Raw genomic sequence first — 21075 nt, forward strand, 5'->3', positions numbered from 1 at the left:
CGTTATCTCTTGCTCCTTATCTCCCCTCACAACAGTAGCTCCTATTTTTTTAAACGATTATCTTCATCATTATTACCAGCCTTCTTATTGACTGACTTAATATTCATATTACCAAAACGATAAGAAACTGACAATCGGATAACCCGACTATCATATCCATTGCGGATACGATAGTATCCATTTTCCTGATAACTCGACAATCTGCGCTGACCTCTTGTATTCAACACATCATTTACAGCCAACTTCACATTCAATTTTTTGTCAAGAAATGTTTTTCCAGCACCAAGATCGATACCATAGTAAGACTGAAAACTAAATACCCCATAAACTGCTGGCGAAAAATAATTGGCTGTCAGCTCCAGGTTTGTTGTTTCCCCAATTCGAATATCATGATTGGAACTTACCTGGAAGGATAACTTTTCCAATTGGCGTTGCGCTCCGGAGTGCTCATCAAAACTAAACTTATTATAAAAAGCGCTGGCATTGTTAGAAATACTCCACCATTTAAAAAGTTTAACTGGTATATTGACATTCATGTTGTAATAATCAAAATAAGCCAGGTTTCGGTCTGTCTGTGCAATAGCTTTGGTCTCCGAATTGCTTTCTATGACCTGAGTGATGGCATCGTTGGTCCTCTTGTAGCCCAAACTCAATAAATAGCGCTCTTTAAAAGTATAATTTACTTCATACGAATTAGTATATTGTGGATTTAAATAAGGGTTGCCATACTGATACGTGTATTGATCCAAATAATACACAAAGGGATTCAATGACCCATAATCAGGGCGGTCAATACGTCTGCTATAACTCGCACCAAGCTTGTGATTATCATTAATCTGTTGCTGTACAAATATGGATGGAAAAAAATCGGTATAGGTCCGTTTTGTTTGTTGCCCTAGCGTCACCGAATTTCCCAGGGAGCTCGTATTTTCAACACGCAGTCCAGTTTGTACGGAAAACTTTCCGAACGATTTATTTAGGCTGAAATAAGCTGCAGCTATATTTTCAATATACAAAAACTGATTACTTTGACCATTATTTTGCACAAACTCGCCTTGCTGATCCTGATCTTCGTACAACAAATTATTATCTGTTTTTACGCGGCTATATTTTAAGCCCGCCTCAAGTTTCGTCGTTTTATTAAAAGGATGCACAAAATCAGTTTTAAAAACTAATATGTTTGTCTTAGAAAGCATATCATTCCGGAAAATATTCGGTGATTTAAATTCTTCCCAATTTGCGTCCAGAAAACGGTTTCCAACAGTGCTATTGTCATTATTTTTCGAATATGAATAATCCCCATTAACGGTCAATTCAGTCCCTAAAGTATCAAATGTCTTTTTGTAGTTAAGATTATAAGTGAGGTAATGGTATTTAAAATCTGACAAATTGCTTCCTAATACAATCGAATCAAGCTTTCCTTTTTGAGAGGCGATCAGATTGCTTCCCTCGCGTGTTGAATGGCCATTGCTTACATTACCATTAACCACAAATCCAATGATTTCCTGTTTTCCCAGGTTAAAATCTGCCGCAAATTTGAAATTATGGCCTCGATAACGGAATTTCGAATAAGAATCCGAATTGAAAAAAGTCGTTCCATTTTTGGTATCTACAGCCCTATCGATATCTAAATCATTAAATCCTAAGGCATTTGCGTAGTTATAAGAAGAAAATAAGTTTACCCAATTGTTACGATGGTTTATTAGAAAGCCACCATCCGCCTTTGTATATTTACCTTGCCCTAAATTGAGGTTTAAACTAACATTACTTCCAAATTGCGTATTCTTCTTTGTCTTAATATTAATGATTCCTGCATTCCCTGCGGCATCATATTTTGCGGGTGGATTGGTCAGTACTTCGATCGACGCTATTGCATTGGAAGCCGTATTTTCCAATAATCGCGATATTTCATCAGCAGAAAGATAAGTAGGCTTACCATCAATCATGATAATCACATTACTTTTTCCACGTAGATTGATCTTTTTGTTGTCTAAAGTTACTCCTGGAACCTTTTGCAGGAGCTCCAATGCGTTATTCCCTGTTGCCAAAATACTGTTTTCGACATTGAGGACAACTTTATCGAGATGACTTTCAATCAATGGCTTCTTACCGATCACCTGTGCCTCACTCAACACTTTACTTTCCATTTGTAAACGAATCGTATCCAGCACCTTGAGATCTCCCGTACTTACAACCATTTCAGCAGAACGATAAATAGCATACCCTACCGTGGACACCTGTAGGCTATACTTGCCCTCGGGAATCGCAGATAACACAATTTCTCCATTTTCGTTGGATAAAGTTCCTTTTAACAAGATATCATTGGGCTTCCGAAATAGTGAAATATTTGCAGCCACAATAGGCTGGTTGTCTTGTCCAACAACGACTGTACGTAATCTTCCGCCGTCAGACTGTGCTGAAACGGGTCCGGCAATAGAAAACAGGAATAAAATAAGAGAAAATAAGAGCAATTTAATTTTTTGTGGTTTCATAATGTAATTTCTTTAGGCTATCGATTAGATAGTCAACTTCATAATAATGACAACAAACCTCGTGTATTCATTACACGTTGACTAGTAGAAATAGATAGATCGTCCGATTCACTCGGTAGACAACCAAATAACATCGGTAAACCATATCCCTCACTGATCGATGCTAAAGCCGGTGAAATCATCCCAGCTAATCTTGAATCTCCAAAAAGCACAGCGCAAGAAAAGCACATCGAATCAAAATAAAAATTCAAAAAATAAACAAAAATCAAAACAAATAAATTGTACACAAAAAATATCAAGCATAATATTTGTATTTTTACACAGAAAATTAGTAAACTGATTAATGAGCACTGTATCATTGAAGAAAAGATTCTACCGTATTTATATCCTTATGATACGATTTATGCATGGCGAGCATTCTGGAGACGCATTACGTAATGTTTCCATCAGCATCTTGCCAAGTTTAGCGATCTACTTATTGGGAGCGCAAGCGAGCACGGCAATTGGAATCGGTGTCGGATCGTTATTAACAACACTCACAGATCCTCCTGGAAACAGAAAGGATAAACTTTCTTCTGCTCTCGTATGTATTCCCACCTTTTTCGTTGCATCATTGTTTACAGCGATTGTATTTCCGTATCATTGGCCCTTGGTTATATTGCTAGCGGCGGCCGGTTTTATATGTACGTTATACGGTCTTTTTGGAGCTCGTTATGCTGCAATTGGAAACATGACATTGATTCTCATGAGTTTTGTGATCGGAATGGCCCCGCAACACCCCCTTGCAGTTAGTTTACAGATTACAACAGGATCCATTATATATTACTTTTTTAGCCTTTTACAGGCCTATATACAACCTTATCGCTCGCTAAAACATGCGATGGCCAATGGTTTTCATGGATTATCCCAATTTCTATTGATACGATCCCAGTCTTACGATCCCGATATTCCTTTGAATATAACGTACAGTCGTGTAGGCAAAATTCATGGCCAGATCAGCGAACAGCAGGAACAAATCAGGTCCCTTCTTTTTCGAGAAAAAAAAATCATAAGCCAACAGTGGCATAAAAGCAATTATTGGCTCAGTCAAGTTTATGGGTTAATTGACCTCCATGAGTTAATTATTGCACTTGATCACGACTATGATGCGATTCGCAAAAACCTTGCAGACACGGGCAGCCTCCCTTTAATCCGTCAAACAATCAAATTATTAGCTTTAGAAATTGATAGCTTTTCACAACCTAACAAGAGGTTTCGGTATGCACATCAATTATATCACAATAACTTTAAAATTAATGCCCTCTTACAGGATTTAAAAGAAATTCAAGAAGAGCAGGCCGGTCAAGCAAAAAGTATATTATATTCGATCATAAGCAACATCGAAGCAATTATTGAAGTGCTCAACCGAATTCAGGTGGCTTTTTATCAAAATCAGGAAATCCAGGATAAGATTGACAGCAGTGAGTACCAACAATTTATCAATCGACCTTTGCGCAATCTTGCTGATCTAAAAAGTAAACTCCATCTGAATAACCCGCTTTTTCGATTTGCCGTTCGGATGGCTCTTCTTTTTGGAACAGGCGCATTGATCGGTATTTTATTTTTAGATTTTAAATATACCTATTGGATCTTACTGACGATCGCTATTGTTGCCAGACCAGCATTTTCAATGACAAAAAAGCGTAATATAGAGCGTATTGTAGGCACATTCTCGGGTATAATCGTTGGCATATTCTGCTTAATTGCTATTCATTTTCTCCCGGCTCTTCTTACCATAGCTGCATTAGGTCTTTTCGGATTCTTTTTATTCAATCGATCTAATTATATGGTCAGTGTCATCTTTATTACCTTGGGAATTGTGATTGCACTCAATTTGTTTGAAGGCAATATCAATCTCATTTTAGGCAGCCGAATGCTTTTTACACTTATTGGAGCATTCTTGGCTATAGCAGGTTATTTCTTGATACCTGTACGCCAGAGCACAGGCATGGTTCAGCTGGCAAAAGAGGTATCTCTTTACAACGAACATTATTTCCAGATCATCAATAACCGTCTGTCGGACGAGAGACAAAGTTCGTTTGATATACGGCTGGCTCGCAAAAAAGCGCAGACTGCCATGGCCCTGTTTTCAGACGCTATCAATCAAATGAAAAAAGAACCCGAACACAAATGGATGGATTGGTCACATATACACCATTTTCAGGCACTCTCTTATCAGGTCAACTCCCATTTGGTGGGTCTTTCGCTATCGTTAAGCAAAAAGACGAATCGCCACCTGACGTATGACATCCATAGTAGAATTGATGCACTTAAACCTCTTTTAACAGATTTAAATCAAATTGCAGAACGGATCAACTTAAAGAAATCATAATACCCGATTGGCAGTTACTTATCAAGTTTCATCGAACAATATGCGATCCGATCCGTATGTTATTCAAAATTCCTTTAACTAAAAAACAGCTTTTCTTTTGCTTTAATAAAAAAAGAGTTTATATTTGTATCGTCTTCGAAAGAAGATTTCTAATCAACACCTCCCTTAATCAGTAGGTCTTGATTTATAAAGAAGTGGCGAGAGACTGGCTCAATGACCCACTGGCAACCTTCAATTTGTTTGAAAAGGTGCCAATTCCTGTCCAAAACAATATCGTTTTGGAGCATATAAATAACATAAGACAATGATTATTAAACTACTGAAGTCCATTAAAAATTCAGGTTCAACACAAGTGAGCCGCACGATAAGCGAAAGTGTAAGCCATCATACAACTGTATTGATGCGAATGCGTATGCATATGCACTTCCACGCTTGTTAAGAATCATTTCCTTTTTCTTGGATAAAGATTTAACAGACCCTTCAAGGAGGTGTGTATGCTTCTCTTTTTACTTAGCAATTTCTTTTTGAACCCTTAAAATCTGATATATTATGTCTTCAAACAAAAATTTAAAATTCGAAACTCTTCAGGTTCACGCTGGCCAAGTCGCTGACCCTACTACGGGATCTAGAGCAGTTCCTATATATCAAACAACATCTTTTGTATTTGAAAATGCCGAACACGGCGCAAACTTATTTGCATTAAAGCAGTTCGGCAATATTTATACACGGATTATGAATCCTACCACGGATGTTTTCGAACAACGTATTGCGGCACTGGAAGGTGGAGTCGCGGCTGTTGCTGTTGCATCTGGCCAGGCGGCACAGTTTATTGCATTAAATAATATCTTGGAAAGTGGTGACAATTTTGTTGCCGGATCCAACTTATACGGCGGTACATTCAACCAGTTTAAAGTTTCTTTTAAACGTCTGGGCATCGAAGCTCGATTTGCAACGGACGCCGAGGCAGATAAAATTGAAGCCCTCATTGATGATAAAACAAAGGCCATCTATGTTGAAACAATTGGAAACCCAAGTTTCAATATTCCAGACTTTGAGAAAATTGCTGCAGTAGCAAAAAAATATGACTTACCGTTAATCGTCGATAATACTTTTGGAGCTGGGGGATATTTATTTAAACCTTTGGAGTATGGTGCGAATGTGGTGGTTGAATCGGCTACTAAATGGATCGGTGGACATGGTACAAGCATTGGTGGTGTCATCGTCGACGGCGGAAACTACAATTGGGGCAATGGAAAATACCCTCAATTTTCCGAACCATCTGAAGGCTATCATGGCTTAGTTTTTTCCGAAGTTTTCGGTGAAGGCGGACCGTTTGGAAATATTCAATTTGCCATTCGGGCACGTGTGGAAGGGCTTCGGGATTTCGGGCCAGCACTCTCTCCTTTCAATTCATTCTTATTATTACAAGGGCTTGAAACCCTGTCTTTACGGGTGCAACGCCATGTAGACAACACTTTAGAGGTAGCTAAATGGCTTGAGGCGCATCCACAGGTAGAAAAAGTAAACTATCCGGGCTTAAAAAGCTCTCCGAGCTTCGCTAACGCACAAAAATACCTTAAAAATGGCTATGGTGCAGTGCTTTCTTTCCAGCTCAAAGGTGACGCAGCACAAAAGGCCAATAGCTTTATCGACAGCTTAGAATTGATCAGTCACCTGGCCAACGTCGGTGATACGAAGTCATTGATTATCCATCCAGCAGCGACTACTCACCAACAATTGAGTGATGAAGATCAAGCCAATGCCGGAGTGTTCAAAGGTTTATTACGTCTTTCTGTAGGAATAGAACATATTGATGACATCAAAGCTGATTTACAACAAGCTTTTGATAAAATTAAATAATCAGATTTTTTCGGCTTAAAACGTAAACGTAAAATGAGTAAGCATATTTATCTGCACCCGGAGCCTTTTGTATTTGAAAATGGAAGAGAGCTTACTGATTTACAAATCAGTTATGAAACATTTGGCAAACCCAATGCAGATCGCAGTAATGTGATCTGGGTTTGCCATGCACTAACGGCCAATGCGGATGTACTGGATTGGTGGTCAGGTCTTTTTGGAACAGGTGAACTATTTGATTCAAACGATTATTTTATTATCTGCGCCAATGTCATCGGATCAGCATATAATAGCAGTAATCCGCTATCTATAAACCCTGCTACTGGACAACCTTACTACTTATCTTTTCCTGAATTTACAGTAAGGGATTTGGTCAAAGCCCATCAATTTCTTGCAGACCACCTGGATATCAAACAAATAGAGATCCTTATTGGGGGCTCATTGGGCGGTCAACAAGCATTGGAATGGGCCGTATCACGCAGTATAGCCATCAACCATCTAATCGTCGTTGGAACAAATGCCGTCCATTCAGCATGGGGTATTGCATTCAATGAAAGTCAACGTCTTGCCATTACTACTGATCGAACCTTTTATGCGAATCATCCCGATGGCGGAGCTAAGGGTTTAAAAGTTGCACGCGCTATGGCACTGTTGTCTTACCGCAACTATACAACGTATGCCAACACACAAAAGGAGTATGATAACGAAAAACTCGATCATTATAAAGCATCCTCCTATCAAAACTATCAGGGTGAAAAATTGGTAAAACGCTATAATGCGTACAGCTATTACTTCCTAACCAAAGCAATGGACAGCCATAATTTAGGTCGTGGAAGAAAATCTATCGAATCCGCTTTAGCGAGCATCGACTGTCCAACTTTAGTGCTGAGCGTCAATACAGATTTGTTGTTTCCTCCACAAGAGCAACAATTCATCGCTCAACATATTCCGAATGCCCACTATCAGGAGATCGAATCTACTTATGGCCACGATGGGTTTTTGATCGAAACAAAAAAACTCACGAAAATCATCAGCAGCTTTCTGCGGAAACAAAAAGAATACATCAACGAATTAGTATAAGAGAATAAATAATATATAAGAGAATTTAAGAAGAGATATGAGTAATAAATTAACAATAGGGATGTTTGGGTTTGGTGTAGTAGGCCAAGGTCTTTACGATATCATCAAAACCAAAAACCTTAATCTGGAAATCAAAAAATTTGTCATTAAAAACGGAGATAAAAAGCGCTCGCTACCAGCAGATCTATTTTCTACCGATGCCGAAACAATTTTAGGTGACCCAGAAATTAATACTGTTGTCGAACTAATAGATGATGCCGAAGCAGCCTATCAACTAACTGTTCGTGCCTTGAAATCGGGAAAAAATGTGGTATCTGCCAATAAAAAAATGATTGCCAGCCATTTGGAAGAGCTGGTTGATATCCAACATGAATACGGCACCAGTTTATTGTATGAAGGTGCCGTTTGCGGAAGTATTCCCATTATACGGAATTTAGAAGAGTACTATGACAATGAATTACTTCATTCTGTCAGCGGTATTTTTAATGGATCTTCCAACTATATTTTATCTAAAGTTTTCAATGAAAACCAGCAATACACAGACGCTTTAAAGAAAGCGCAAGAACTTGGTTTTGCAGAAACAGATCCAACCCTTGATGTAGGTGGATTTGACCCAAAATTTAAAGTATGTATTGTTGCTTCCCATGCGTACGGAATCTATGTCAAACCAGACGATGTCTTTAATATTGGTATTGACAAATTGAGACAGCAAGATATTCGTTTTGCTAAAGAAAAGAACCTCAAGATCAAATTGATACCAACAGCAAAAGAGATCGACGGCAACAAAGTTGTACTTTATGTATTACCACGCCTAGTAGGCAAAGACAGCATGCTCTATAATGTGGAAAATGAGAACAATGGTGTATTGGTAAAAGCGGCCTTTGCAGACGAACAATTTTTCTATGGTAAAGGGGCCGGTGGCCACCCTACGGGTTCTGCTGTACTATCGGATATCGCTGCCCTTCGCTATGGATACCGTTATGAATATAAAAAACATTTAGAATCCAGCACATTAAATTATAGCCAAGATTATTTAATTAAGGTTTATTTGAGATACACAGATGATACGCTGATTGAAAAGTTAAATTTCAGTGAAATCACAGAACGATATTACGCACCAGATTTCAAATATGTCATAGGACATATTAATCTTCAACAAATCGCAGCTCACAAAGCCGATTTGGATCAAGAGGGCAATTTTATTGCTGAAATCGCGTAGGCAATCAACAAACCAACCTACCTTGAAAATAGCCCCGAATGGGGCTATTTTTTTATTGCTTAAATTTAGTTGCCTTTCAACTTGACATCTAAAATCCCACCTTCTACCAGGCGTTCAAAAGGAAGCTGCCAACCTTTCCACAGGCGGTTATTCAACCGAACCTGATCAACAATATAACTATTGGGTTGCTCCTTCTTCACCTGAATGATAAATTTATTTTTTCTTAATTTCTCCGGTAATTGTATCGTTACCCGATCAAAAAGTGGCGCGCCAATCTGAAGCGCGGGCTTCTCGGTGGTGAGACTTCGTACGTCGAATAGGCCGATACTCGACAAGACATACCATGCGCCAAGCTGTCCTTGGTCTTCGTCTTGTCCGTAGCCATAACCGTGTATTGCATCATTACCATAAAATTCATTGCAAATTGCCCGTACCCATTTCTGACTTAAATCAGGTCTACCAGAAAAATAGAATAACCAAGAGATATGCAGGTTCGGTTGATTACCATGATTATAAAGACTTTCAATCCCTGCGAAAGCGTCAATTTGTGTACCGCCTCCAAACACATTCTTCTGCGACACCGTAAAAATACTATCCAACCGCTGATTAAACAGATCCTTTCCAACCAGTTTAACCAATTCCTGTGGGGCATGCGGAACATAGAAGGTATACTGCCAAGCATTTCCCTCCTGAAATCCACGCCATGGTTCATAAGGGTTAAAGTTTGAAATAAATCGCCCAGTACTATCCTTTGGTCGCATAAACTTCGTCGTAGTATCGTACAGATTGCGCCATCCATCGGATAATCCCTGAAATTTAATGTAGTCTTTTTGGTGCCCCAATGATTTTGCAAACTGTGCGGCTGCAGCAGCAGAAAAAGCATATTCCAAGGTATGCGAAGCACCAAATGGAGATCCATTGGTCATTAATTCGGGACTACCATTATCATCTTTTATATAGGGTGAATAGCCCTTGCGAACGAAAACTCCTACATCTAACTTCCCCGCTCCAGGCAGACGGTCTTTCCCTTCCAATTCATTTTTGCGCACCGCAGCATAGGCAAGATTCACATCATAGTCACGAATACCCACATTATACGCCGCTGCAATTGCCAAACCTGTAAAATTAGTCCCTACACCCGAAACGTATTTACTGTTGGCAATACCGTCTCCTAACCAACCGGCATCGCGATAAACCAACAATTGACTCTGAATCCAGTCGTTGTAATAGTCCGGATAAGCAATGGACCATAACTGTGTCAAATTCCAAAATGCGCCCCAGATCGCATCGGTATTATAATGATGATGAATAGGTTGCCCCTGTTTATTTAGAGCAATCTGCCCTACCGAGCCATCATTTTTGGGATATGCACCATTGACGTCGCTTGCAAGCCCACGACCAAGTAAAGCATGATACAATCCAGTATAAAATTTAATGCGGTCGTCCACTTTCCCCCCTTCCACCAAAATTCTTCCCAGTTCACTATTCCAGGTTTGCAAGGCATTTTTCTTTGCCGTATCAAACGACATATCTTTTGCTTCTTTAAGCAAATTCAGTTGTGCATTTTCCACGGATGTATAAGACAAACCGGTCTTGACTTCGATAGATTCCCCTACCTGGGTATCAAATTTCAGGAACAAGCCAGCCCCTTTTCCCTTTATACGACTATGTTGATCGAAAGTTGTGGAATCTCTAAATGTCCCAAAAGATTTAGGCTGTTTGTTTATCTCCGCGAAGAAAAACATCTTAACGTGAGCACCCTGCTGATATTTTTGTACGTATACAGGGTTGGTAACCACATATCCCCAGACGCGCTTTTTGTCATAATTCACTTCAGCATCAACGACCGGGCCACTTTCCCCCATAACATGGCCAATATCGAAAATAAGGTTGGCTTCTTCAGTTTTTGGAAAAGTATACCGATGAAAACCGACGCGCTTGGTTGCAGTGAGCTCCGCAAGTATATTATAATCTTTTAACTTGACGCGGTAATAGCCAGAAGTAGCAAACTCATCTTTCTTATCGAAAGCAGAACGATAGCCGCTTTGTGGACGATCAAGTTGACCAGGAGTTGTCTTCAATTTTCCAACGGACGGTGCAAATACCACTCCGCCTACTTGGAATTCGTGAAAATTAGCGAATCCTTCTATTGACCCATGCCTATCATCGTACCCCACAGCTTCCCAGCCTGACTTGTTCCCATAGCTTCCATTTGTGCTCGGAGCGAGCTTAGCCATTCCAAAAGGCACTGCTGCTGGTGTATAAAAGAAATACCGGCTATGAACGGATCCAATATTAGGTTTTACAAAAACGGTCAGATCTGTTTTCTGCTGTGCGAAAACAGCTGCCGTACTAACAAATAAACTACAAAAATAATAAATGATACGCTTTACCATTGTTTTCAATTAGGTTCTACAGCAAACTTACAAAAAAATAGAGTATGTATAAACATGATATCTATTTTCTTACGCGATTTAAATACGAAAGCGGCCTCACCATACTGCCTAAATTTGTAAAATTTTAAATACTAACCAAATAAAACGTTATTAAAGCTTAAATAATGACATTTTTCCATAACTTTGATTGTACATACATACTAAAAACATAACCAGTAAATAAATTCAAAAAACACACATTGGACGGCTGATCTTCGATCAAAAGCCCTGAAGTAGATGAAAATTACAATAAAACCACAATGAAAAAAAACACCCTATTTTTTAGTCTAATACTTCTGTTACTCGGAACCCAACTAGCTGCACAACAAACAAAACCCGACGGTATAACTCAACTTAAGTTGGCAAAAAGCATTCTCGCGGATCAAAACTTAAAATATGTCGACAGCCTTGCCCGAGAGGTCATCAAAGAAGGTTTCAATGCTGGAAGTGGCTATTCACAGATTTGGGCCAGGGATCTCAATACATTTATTGAAACCGCCTTGGAAGAGCGGTCCCAAGCGGACATTAGAGGGGCCATTTTAGTATTCTTTCAGATGCAACAGCCTAATGGTGAAATGGTAGACGGCTATGTCCTTAAGAAGGATTTTACCTGGCACGATGACACACCTTATTATTCAGAAAATGCGCCAGGCCATGTTGGATTTAAAAATACAGTAGAAACAGACCAGGAAACGTCACTCATCCAACTGCTCGGTAAATATATCCTGAAAACAAAGGATTACAGTATCCTGGAGGAGTCTATCGGTGGAATTTCTGTCAAAGATCGCATCCAACTCATGTTGGATTATTTGAAAAGAGAACGGTTCAACCACAAGTATCAATTGCTTTGGGGTGCGATGACGGCAGATTGGGGAGATGTACAACCCAACGATAGCTTTGGTTGTGACTGGAATGAGCTCTCCAATGAGGCGATCGATATTTATGACAATGCGATGTTTATTATTGCATTGCAGACATTGATTGATATTCAGCCCAACTCTCCGAAGGTGACAGAATGGAAGGGATTAAAAAAGAGTCTCGAAACAAACAGTAGACGTCATTTATGGGATAAGAAAAAACAAAAATTCATCCCTCATCTCTACCCTAAGACATCTCCTATCCCAAAAGGATTTGATGAAAATACGATTCATTATCATGGGGGCACCGCCATCGCGATAGAAGCCGGGTTACTTTCCCTTTCAGAAATAAAAACAGTTAATACGCAAATGCTGGAAAACGTGCGGTTATCTGGCATGCCGAGTATTGGATTGACCTTATACCCGACCTATCCGGTTGGATTTTTCATCGGAGGAATGGCTCAGCCTTACCAATACCAAAATGGTGGTGATTGGACTTGGTTCGGCGGACGGATGATCCAGCAACTCGTTTCAAACGGTTTTTATCAAGAAGCCTATGCAGAACTCCAACCGATGATCGATCGGGTTGTGAAAAACAAAGGATTTTACGAATGGTATGGTCAAAATAACATCCCTAGCGGATCAGGGAAATTCAAAGGTTCAGCAGGAGTGCTCAGTAAAGCAATAGCGCTCCTAGAAAGCTGGGCAGAAACTACCGTAGAAAAGAATCATTAAAAGAAAAGAATAAATAAATGAGCTATTCACACATCCTATTATCCATTCAAAAAGGATGTGTGAATTACTTAATAATCTCTTCTGCTTTCAACAGTATAGGTAAAACTTTCCGCACGGTAGAACCCTAAATTATATTCAATTGGCTTTCCAGATTGGTCAAATACGAACCGCTTGCGGGACAAAATAGGATCACCGATATTAATCTCCAATTTATCCGCTATAAATTTATTTGCAGCCATTGCATCCAACTCTTCCTGAGAAAGATCTGCAACGACATGATAATCGGCTTCTAAGATTTCATATAGAGGCCGCTTAAAATCTTCATCGCCGTTTAAACCTATACGTGGATGGAAATAAGAGATAAAATAAACAAATGGGTCATCTTTCTTTCCTCTCAGACGTTCTAGTTTTAACAGCTTCTGATCCTCATCTACATTAAAAAACTTCGAAACAGCTTTATCCGGAACAACCCAGCTGACGTGAAGTTCAAAATTCTTCACCTCAATCCCACGATTTTTCATCTCTTGTGAGAAACTCAACCAATTTTTGGATTTTGAACTGAATTTAGAACTAGCCACCTTCGTTCCTATCCCCTTCTTTCTAATTAGCAGCTCCTCATATACCAGTTTATTGATCGCTAAACGCAAAGTAGAACGGGAAATTGCCAATCTTTTTGCTAATTCAATTTCATTGGGTAATAATTTCCCTTCTATATATTCAGGCTGCTTAATTAATTCGCGTAACAAATTCTCAGCTTGTATATGCAGCGGAACAGGACTTTTATGATCTATTTTTAAATTCATCATTTGGATTGCTTGTGCTAAAATAAGATTTTTTGCATAATTAAAAAAATAGATATATGTTTGTATGTATATACATACTAATATAAACCGCAGATGTCAAAGAGATTTATCATCATTTTATGTATCGTTTCACTTGGAGGACTCCTTTTCGGTTTCGATATGGCTGTAATTGCAGGTGCTTTGCCGTTGGTGAAGCAATTTTTCGGGCTATCTCCTGCTCAAGAGGGCGTTTTTGTCAGTTCAGCTTTGCTAGGCTGTATTGTTGGTGTATTTTTCACAGGACCATTAACAGATAAATACGGCCGAAAACCAGCCTTTGTTACTGCGGCCCTGCTTTTTTTATTCTCAGCAATTGGCTGTGGATTCAGTCCTTCTTACAGCATATTGATTGTGAGTAGAAGCATTGGGGGCCTGGGTGTTGGAATAGCCTCAATTGTTGTGCCCTTATATCTCGCGGAAATATCGCCAAGCAAATTTAGAGGAAGATCAGTCACCTGTTACCAGCTCGCTATTACATTCGGTATCTTATTTGCCTATATCAGCAATTACCTGATTCTTGAATATACCTCCGCCCAGCAAAATGAACTGTGGCGAACTATGTTTTTAGTTGGCGCAATACCGGCTTTATTGTTATGCATTGGAGTTTACTTTATTCCTGAAAGTCCGCGTTGGCTTTCTAAAAATGGACGAGACACTGAAGTTGCAGCGATCAGTGCCACATTAGGACTATCGGATATACAAGAGGTCAGCCATGTTTCCTCGAAAGGAAATCTACGTGATCTGTTCTCTCCTATTTATCGCAAGGCCTTTCTATTGGGCTTATTCCTCCCTTTATTTTCACAGCTCAGTGGAATCAACGCAATTGTTTATTATGGTCCGAGCATATTGCTTGAATCAGGTATTTCATTAAACAATTCCTATCATGCCCAGTTATTCTTTGGAGCCGCCAATGTGCTATTTACTTTCTTCGCAATCTGGAAGGTTGATAATTGGGGCAGACGTCCCTTATATCTTTTGGGAACTGTGGGTGCTACCGTGAGTTTGCTGGTTACTGGTTATCTTTTTAATCAAGGTCAAGTCAATAATATCGCATTGATTATCGCGATACTTTCATTCTTATTTTTCTTTGCTTTTTCCATTGGCCCACTAAAATTTGTCGTCGCAGCCGAAATTTTCCCTAATGCCATCCGGGCTCGTGCCATGGGTATCAGTATTATGGTGATGTGGATTTCCGATGCGATCGTGGGGCAACTAACGCCTATTCTTCTCGCTTCCTGGGGCGCCCGCTATACGTTCTGGTTGTTTGCATTTTTCTGTGCCATCGCATTCCTTGTTGTACTTGGATTTCTTCCAGAAACGAAGGGCAAACCTTTGGAGGAGATCGAAAAATTCTGGATTGAAAAACACAACAAAAAATCAACAAACAAGTAAGCAAAAAGCTATTTACTTCAACATCATTCATTTGCAATAAAAAATTACATCAATATGTATTCTAATACTCAAACAAAACCTTTTCAGTACGAAATCGCACCGACGTTTCCAGTTCAAGGATCCTTATCAAATTCTTACCAAGATCTTGTTGCACATCTCATTACACATAATATACATAGCATTGATGGTTTTGTAGGTGTTAACTGGGACACAATCATCCCCAACCTGGAGCAAGAATTTGAAAAACAGGGCATAGCCACACGATTTATTGCGATGGATTCTGCCTTAAAATCGGAATCAGCCATCCAGGATATTGTCTCCCCCTACCTAGGCGGCAATGACCCATTGTTCGGAAAAAAGGCCGGGATTCAGCTCATTGAATACTTTGATACCGAAAAGCTAGCGGATTTTCAAACAATATTAGCGAACTCCAATTCAAAACAAGGTGAATATACCATCTTTTATGGTCCTGGCGCATCATTAGTCGATACGTCTAGTCAACTGATGTTTATTGATCTGCCCAAAAATGTGCTTATTCAACGCATGCGGGCGGGCGAAGCTTTAAATTTAGGCTGTTCAACACAAACCAATCAAAAGGAAACCTATAAGCGTTATTATTTTGTCGACTGGGAAATATTGAACCGACATAAAAGATCCATCTTGTCCCGTGTCGAAATTCTTGCCGATCAACAATCATCACACAACTTACCATGGATTACAGGGAAAGATCTACACAATACTTTGCAAGCCATGTCCAAAAATTACTTCCGCGTACGACCAACTTTTGAACCCGGAGTATGGGGTGGACAATGGATGAAAGAGCACCTTACAGGCATCGATCAGGATGTCAAAAACTATGCGTGGTCCTTCGAAATGATTGTCCCAGAAAATGGTATTTTGCTCGAAGCAGATGGACATACTCTCGAAATTTCATTCGATCAATTGATGTTTCAAGAAAGTGCCAATGTACTCGGTCATGCACAGCAACGTTTCGATGTTGAATTCCCAATACGCTTCAATTTCCTGGATACCTTTGATGGCGGCAACCTATCCATTCAATGTCACCCCAGTCCAGCTTATGCAAAAGCAGAATTTGGAGAAAACTTCACACAGGACGAATCATATTATATCGTTGATAGAAAAGAAGACGCGCAAGTGTATCTGGGCTTTCAGCAAACAATTGATGCAGACAAATTTCGCTCAGCTTTAGAAGAGAGCTTCCATAGCGGAATAGCTATGGATATCGAGCAATACGTTCAAAAATTCGAATCCAAGAAACACCAGTTATATTTGATTCCACATGGTACCGTACATTCTTCCGGCGTGAACAATCTCGTACTCGAAATCAGTGCAACACCTTATAATTATACCTTTAAAATGTACGACTGGGTGCGTCCCGATTTAGATGGGAAACCACGTCCATTAAATATCGATAGAGCATTCGCTAACCTCAATTTTAGCCGGAAAGGTGATGTCGTAAAAAACACACTGCTATCTCAGCCCAGTGAAAAAGTCCTTGATGCGCAAACAACAAGAATACATTTGCCAACGCATGAAGATCATTTCTACGATGTTTTTAGATACGAATTCGATCAGAATGTTTCGATTGAAACGCAGGGACAGTGTCATATCATGATGCTTGTCGAGGGCGAGGCAATTGAGCTGACGACAGCAAATGGCATGAAAAGGGTCTTCCATTATGCCGAGACTTTTGCCGTTCCTGCTGCTGCTGGGTCCTATACATTGCGTAATTTAGGAAACGGTAAGGCCAAGGTTATCCAATCTTTTGTCAAAGAATCCAAATGTTAATTAAACCATTTATTATAAACAAACAGCACAATGAGAACTATATTTTTTGCATTATCTTCATCGCTCCTATTACTGTCCTGCCAAAACGCGGGCAGTAAAGTTTCTACGAACAATTTACAAGACAGCATCCAAAAAGATAGCAGTTTCCATATTGTCAAAGATATGGCTACGAACATCATCAAAAGCGGATTCAATGCGGGGGATGGATACAGTGAGGTATGGATTAGAGATTACAACACATTTATCACCTTAGCAACAAAAGTACATCCCCATGAACAGATCAAAGATCAATTGGCTTTGTTCTTTAAACTACAAGGTTCTGATGGTAATATTGCCGACGGTTTTGTCAAAAAGTCCAGCTTAAAAAATGGCGTATCGGACTATTACACAATCACCAGCTCCTTGGCTCCTGATTATGCTGCACATAAAAACACCGTTGAAACAGACCAGGAATCTTCTTTAATTCAAGCGGTACACAAATATATCGTTGCTACTAAAGACAAAGCTTTTCTCAATGAAAAAATTGGTGATGCAACTGTAAAGGATCGCATGGAACATGCTTTGCAATTTTTATTGGACAAACGTTATAATGATACTTATGGTTTACTTTGGGGTGCAACCACGGTTGATTGGGGCGACGTTCAACCCGAGCATGACTGGGGTGTACATCTAGATGAAAATTCGCATATTGCTTTGGACATCTACGACAATGCGATGTTTTTGATCGCCCTTGACAACTACATGGATCTACTTCCTGAGAAAAAAGAAAAATGGGAAAAAATCAGAGCTTCCATAGCAAGTAACACCATGAAACACCTTTGGGATGAAAAGAACCAAAAGTTTATTCCCCATATTTATATCAAAGGCTCTCCATTTGCAGCTGATTTTGATGAAAATCAAATCTATTATCATGGAGGAACAGCTATCGCTATTGAGGCAAATTTACTCAGCAAAGAGCAAATAAAAGTTTCATTGGATAAAATGATTAAAAATGTAAAAGACGCTGGTGCGGCAACAATTGGACTCACCGTGTACCCAACTTATCCTGCAGGTTCATTTAAAAACAAGGGCATGTATCCGTATGGTTATCAAAATGGTGGGGACTGGACCTGGTTCGGTGGGCGTATGATTCAGCAGCTCGTTAAAAATGGTTTTCAACAGGAAGCTTATGAACAAATACAGCCGATGCTTGCCCGTGTTATCAAAAATAAAGGTTTTTATGAATGGTACACAAAAGATAATAAACCAGAAGGTTCAGGAACTTTTAGAGGTGAAGCAGGTGTGCTTTACGATGCTATCGAATTACTAGAACATGCTGGCACGAAATAAAAACAGCTTATCGCGATGTAAAAAGAGCAGCAGGAAATTTGCAGTGCCCCCAAAAAGTTAGACACTTTCTGGGGGCATTTTTTCTGAAAGTGTCTAATCTTATTGGCCAGAAAGAACCTTCAGTTTGCTTTCATTGCTGTTGATGTCTACGAAGTCATGAAGGTTTTATTTGAAATCGTCACCTTAGCATTCCTATTTTATATTACGCTAAAGCCTTTTCCGCATTCTCCTTTGTATAGTCGTTTCCTATCCGCTAAAATATCCTGTTTATTTTCCTTAAATTACTTGTCCTTCTCGCTCAATCGTTAAATTGTACAAGAGCATTCCATTTGGATCGCGGATTTTCATCGTGTAGCCAACAGGTCCAATAACAGCTTAAAACCTAATTGTATCGGTTTCAATAAAAGGCAAACTATAATTACCGGTATCTGCCTTAATCTTAGCATTCAACTGCTTTATTGCGACGACTTCCTGATTTACCGTCTTATAAAGATAGACGTTCTTTAAACTCGGAAGCTCGTTCAGTTTTGATAGACCTTTTGATGTAACTTTTGTGCCTGTCAGATTCAAATACGTTAATTTTGACAGGCCTTTCAGCTGGCTCAATCCAGCATCGGAAATTTTTGTATTTTCCAGATGCAGACGGGAAAGAATGGGCATTGCCGAAAATGTTGAAAAAGCAAGATCTGTAACAGCCGTATTTCCTAATTTCAGCTGTACAATATTATCCTTAATGGCTAACAATTCCTGTAGGTCCCTATCATTAAATTGAGGATAATTAATCGCATTAACCAACACGAAGTTATTATCTCTTGCAACTTGGATGATCTTAATACCCTTAGCCTGCCAAGCATCAACTTTATCTTTTGGCAAAGCTGGTGCTGCTGGTAGATCAGCATACAATACAGCAGACTCCTCTTTTTCCCCTGTTTCCAATTTTTTCAACAAATGAGCTATTTCCTCTGTTTGTGGTATTTCATGCACTTTTTTATCAAAATTGGCTCCTTGGTCAATCCACCAGGCAATCAGTTTTATCTGATCAGCGGTTATCGGTGTACGACCTTTAGGTGGCATACGTTTCTTATGTCCCTCGGGCAACACCAATCGGGCATATAATTCACTCTTTTTCGAATCATTTGCATTTAGTACTGTGCCGTTCTCTCCTCCTTTTAACAAATTCTCTTTTGTATCCAGTGCCAGCCCCCCTTCCTGCTTTCTTTGCCCGTGGCAGCTTTGACAACGCTGTTTTAGAATAGGTTGAATAATTCCCTTATAGGCTTCTGCTTCCTGCGCATTTTGAACGATAAGAACCTCCTCTTTATCTTCTTCCGCTTTAAACAGCTTTTTAAGTGCTACTGGCATAGCTTCCACAAAGTAACCCTTTCCATGTGTCAGTGTTCCACCGTAGTGTCCAGTCACCCCAATTAAGAGCACCAGGATGAAAAAAAGCCAAAAGCGAAATGCACCAGAAGATTCTTTACGATAAAGAAACCAAAGCCATAAACTACTGATAGCCACGGCAATTCCCAGCCATTTGTGATAGCTCAGGACATCCTCCTCATAACCTCCATTTCGTGAAAGCAGATAACCCGATAAAGCAGCTACTATAGCAGCGATAGTCCCTAGGAATAAGGAGAGCTTAATAGCAGGCAAATACATATCACCGCCTTTAAACCGAGTCCTAATTGCCATAACAAAAGCCAACAATAATATGCCGATCGGTAAATGGACCAAAAGCGGGTGAAATCGTCCCAAAAAGCCCAATAATTCATCAAAGAAAACTATCATTCTTTATATCTGTCTTTGAGTAAATGCAACATATAAACATTGATTGACCATTGATCGGCCACCGGTTGTTGTGTAAATGGTAATGTGGGTAAATAACCCGCTGGACCAAACTCGGTCGTTATGGTCAATAACTTCACCCCATTTTCCTTGTGCTTAGCAACAACTTTATCCCACCAGGTCAAATGTTGTGCAACGATACTCTTCCATTCAGGAGCCGCGGGGTCATTGACTTGTGGTCCTTCAGGATGCCCAATTCGTGCATGAATGTGCTCCGTTCTGGAAAGTGCTTTTGTTACAGCCTCGGGCTGATCAGAAAGCATTGATTCATGCACATTGCACCAATGCGAGATATCCAATGCAAGTTGTAAGGTCGGAATCTTCTCTAAATATTCTTTTGTCACATGAGCTGCAAAACTAAATCTTCCGCGATGAGTCTCATGATAAACGGGGATGTGGTACTTATTTTTAGCCGCATCGGCAAGCTCAATCAATGTTTTATTCTGCTCAAACGAGTAATAATCTTTACCTGTATGGCAATTGATATAATCGGGTTTCAGCTGTGCTGCTTCATCCAAATTACGCTTAAAACTTTGTTTATATTCCTCGTAAGTTCCGCCCGATCCGCCTGAAAGCAATCCTAAACTCAATCCATATTTATGTAATGCATCAATCATCTCCTTGCGCTCATTTGGACTACCGGGTAACCAGGATTCAACACCATCGTAACCAGCATTTTTCACCCGGAGACAGAATGTATCCCAAGAATCGCTATTTCCCCAATTGGTGCAATAATATTTGATGTGTAACTGCTGGGCAGTCATGGATAGAAAACTGCTCATAAATAAAATTAATACTAGAAATTGTTTCAT

General features: G+C 39.6%; 13 protein-coding genes and 1 riboswitch. Of the genes, 8 read left to right on the plus strand and 5 right to left on the minus strand.

Going from position 1 to position 21075, the window contains the following annotated elements; translation table 11 throughout:
* Window positions 1–41: 41 nt before the first annotated feature.
* Entirely contained in the window at window positions 42–2492 is a 2451-nt protein-coding gene (locus K2F45_RS16815; protein ID WP_248931924.1) for a TonB-dependent receptor, read from the minus strand.
* Window positions 2493–2835: 343 nt separating this feature from the next.
* Here K2F45_RS16815 and K2F45_RS16820 point away from each other — a divergent pair, with 343 nt between their 5' ends.
* From K2F45_RS16820 to K2F45_RS16835, 4 genes are all read left to right on the plus strand, one after another.
* Complete coding sequence (locus tag K2F45_RS16820; RefSeq protein ID WP_075993184.1) at window positions 2836–4863, plus strand: FUSC family protein; 2028 nt, start codon at window positions 2836–2838, stop codon at window positions 4861–4863.
* Between the two features lie 181 nt (window positions 4864–5044).
* Window positions 5045–5157: riboswitch (SAM riboswitch) on the plus strand.
* A gap of 255 nt (window positions 5158–5412) precedes the next feature.
* On the plus strand, window positions 5413–6723 hold the full coding sequence (locus tag K2F45_RS16825) for an O-acetylhomoserine aminocarboxypropyltransferase/cysteine synthase family protein (protein ID WP_075993185.1): 1311 nt from the start codon (window positions 5413–5415) through the stop codon (window positions 6721–6723).
* 33 nt (window positions 6724–6756) lie between these two features.
* Complete coding sequence (locus K2F45_RS16830) at window positions 6757–7800, plus strand: homoserine O-acetyltransferase family protein (protein ID WP_075993186.1); 1044 nt, start codon at window positions 6757–6759, stop codon at window positions 7798–7800.
* Window positions 7801–7837: 37 nt separating this feature from the next.
* Window positions 7838–9019 carry a homoserine dehydrogenase gene (locus tag K2F45_RS16835; protein ID WP_248931925.1) on the plus strand — a complete coding sequence of 394 codons (1182 nt, stop codon included), beginning with the start codon at window positions 7838–7840 and terminating at the stop codon, window positions 9017–9019.
* A gap of 65 nt (window positions 9020–9084) precedes the next feature.
* On the opposite strand, the gene K2F45_RS16840 is transcribed toward K2F45_RS16835, so the two are convergent.
* Window positions 9085–11415, minus strand: a complete 2331-nt coding sequence (locus K2F45_RS16840) for a GH92 family glycosyl hydrolase (RefSeq protein ID WP_075993187.1) — start codon at window positions 11413–11415, stop codon at window positions 9085–9087.
* Window positions 11416–11714: 299 nt separating this feature from the next.
* Here K2F45_RS16840 and K2F45_RS16845 point away from each other — a divergent pair, with 299 nt between their 5' ends.
* Window positions 11715–13046: a glucosidase family protein gene (locus K2F45_RS16845; RefSeq protein WP_248931926.1), complete on the plus strand. Its 1332-nt coding sequence runs from the start codon at window positions 11715–11717 to the stop codon at window positions 13044–13046.
* A gap of 68 nt (window positions 13047–13114) precedes the next feature.
* Here K2F45_RS16845 and K2F45_RS16850 read toward each other — a convergent pair whose 3' ends face one another.
* Window positions 13115–13852, minus strand: a complete 738-nt coding sequence (locus K2F45_RS16850) for a GntR family transcriptional regulator (RefSeq protein ID WP_232475551.1) — start codon at window positions 13850–13852, stop codon at window positions 13115–13117.
* Window positions 13853–13942: 90 nt separating this feature from the next.
* Here K2F45_RS16850 and K2F45_RS16855 point away from each other — a divergent pair, with 90 nt between their 5' ends.
* From K2F45_RS16855 to K2F45_RS16865, 3 genes are read left to right on the plus strand one after another with little or no spacing between them, the layout of a single operon-like run.
* Complete coding sequence (locus K2F45_RS16855) at window positions 13943–15280, plus strand: sugar porter family MFS transporter (RefSeq protein ID WP_075993189.1); 1338 nt, start codon at window positions 13943–13945, stop codon at window positions 15278–15280.
* Between the two features lie 54 nt (window positions 15281–15334).
* On the plus strand, window positions 15335–17089 hold the full coding sequence (locus tag K2F45_RS16860) for a class I mannose-6-phosphate isomerase (protein ID WP_075993190.1): 1755 nt from the start codon (window positions 15335–15337) through the stop codon (window positions 17087–17089).
* A gap of 30 nt (window positions 17090–17119) precedes the next feature.
* Window positions 17120–18418: an amylo-alpha-1,6-glucosidase gene (locus K2F45_RS16865; RefSeq protein WP_075993191.1), complete on the plus strand. Its 1299-nt coding sequence runs from the start codon at window positions 17120–17122 to the stop codon at window positions 18416–18418.
* A gap of 375 nt (window positions 18419–18793) precedes the next feature.
* On the opposite strand, the gene K2F45_RS16870 is transcribed toward K2F45_RS16865, so the two are convergent.
* Both K2F45_RS16870 and K2F45_RS16875 read right to left on the minus strand, forming a co-directional pair.
* Window positions 18794–20206 carry a c-type cytochrome domain-containing protein gene (locus tag K2F45_RS16870; protein WP_237241716.1) on the minus strand — a complete coding sequence of 471 codons (1413 nt, stop codon included), beginning with the start codon at window positions 20204–20206 and terminating at the stop codon, window positions 18794–18796.
* Window positions 20203–21075, minus strand: a complete 873-nt coding sequence (locus tag K2F45_RS16875; RefSeq protein ID WP_075993192.1) for a sugar phosphate isomerase/epimerase family protein — start codon at window positions 21073–21075, stop codon at window positions 20203–20205. The genes K2F45_RS16870 and K2F45_RS16875 overlap by 4 nt, the downstream gene beginning before the upstream one ends.

The sequence above is a fragment of the Sphingobacterium siyangense genome, from assembly GCF_023277505.1.
Lineage (GTDB): Bacteria > Bacteroidota > Bacteroidia > Sphingobacteriales > Sphingobacteriaceae > Sphingobacterium > Sphingobacterium siyangense.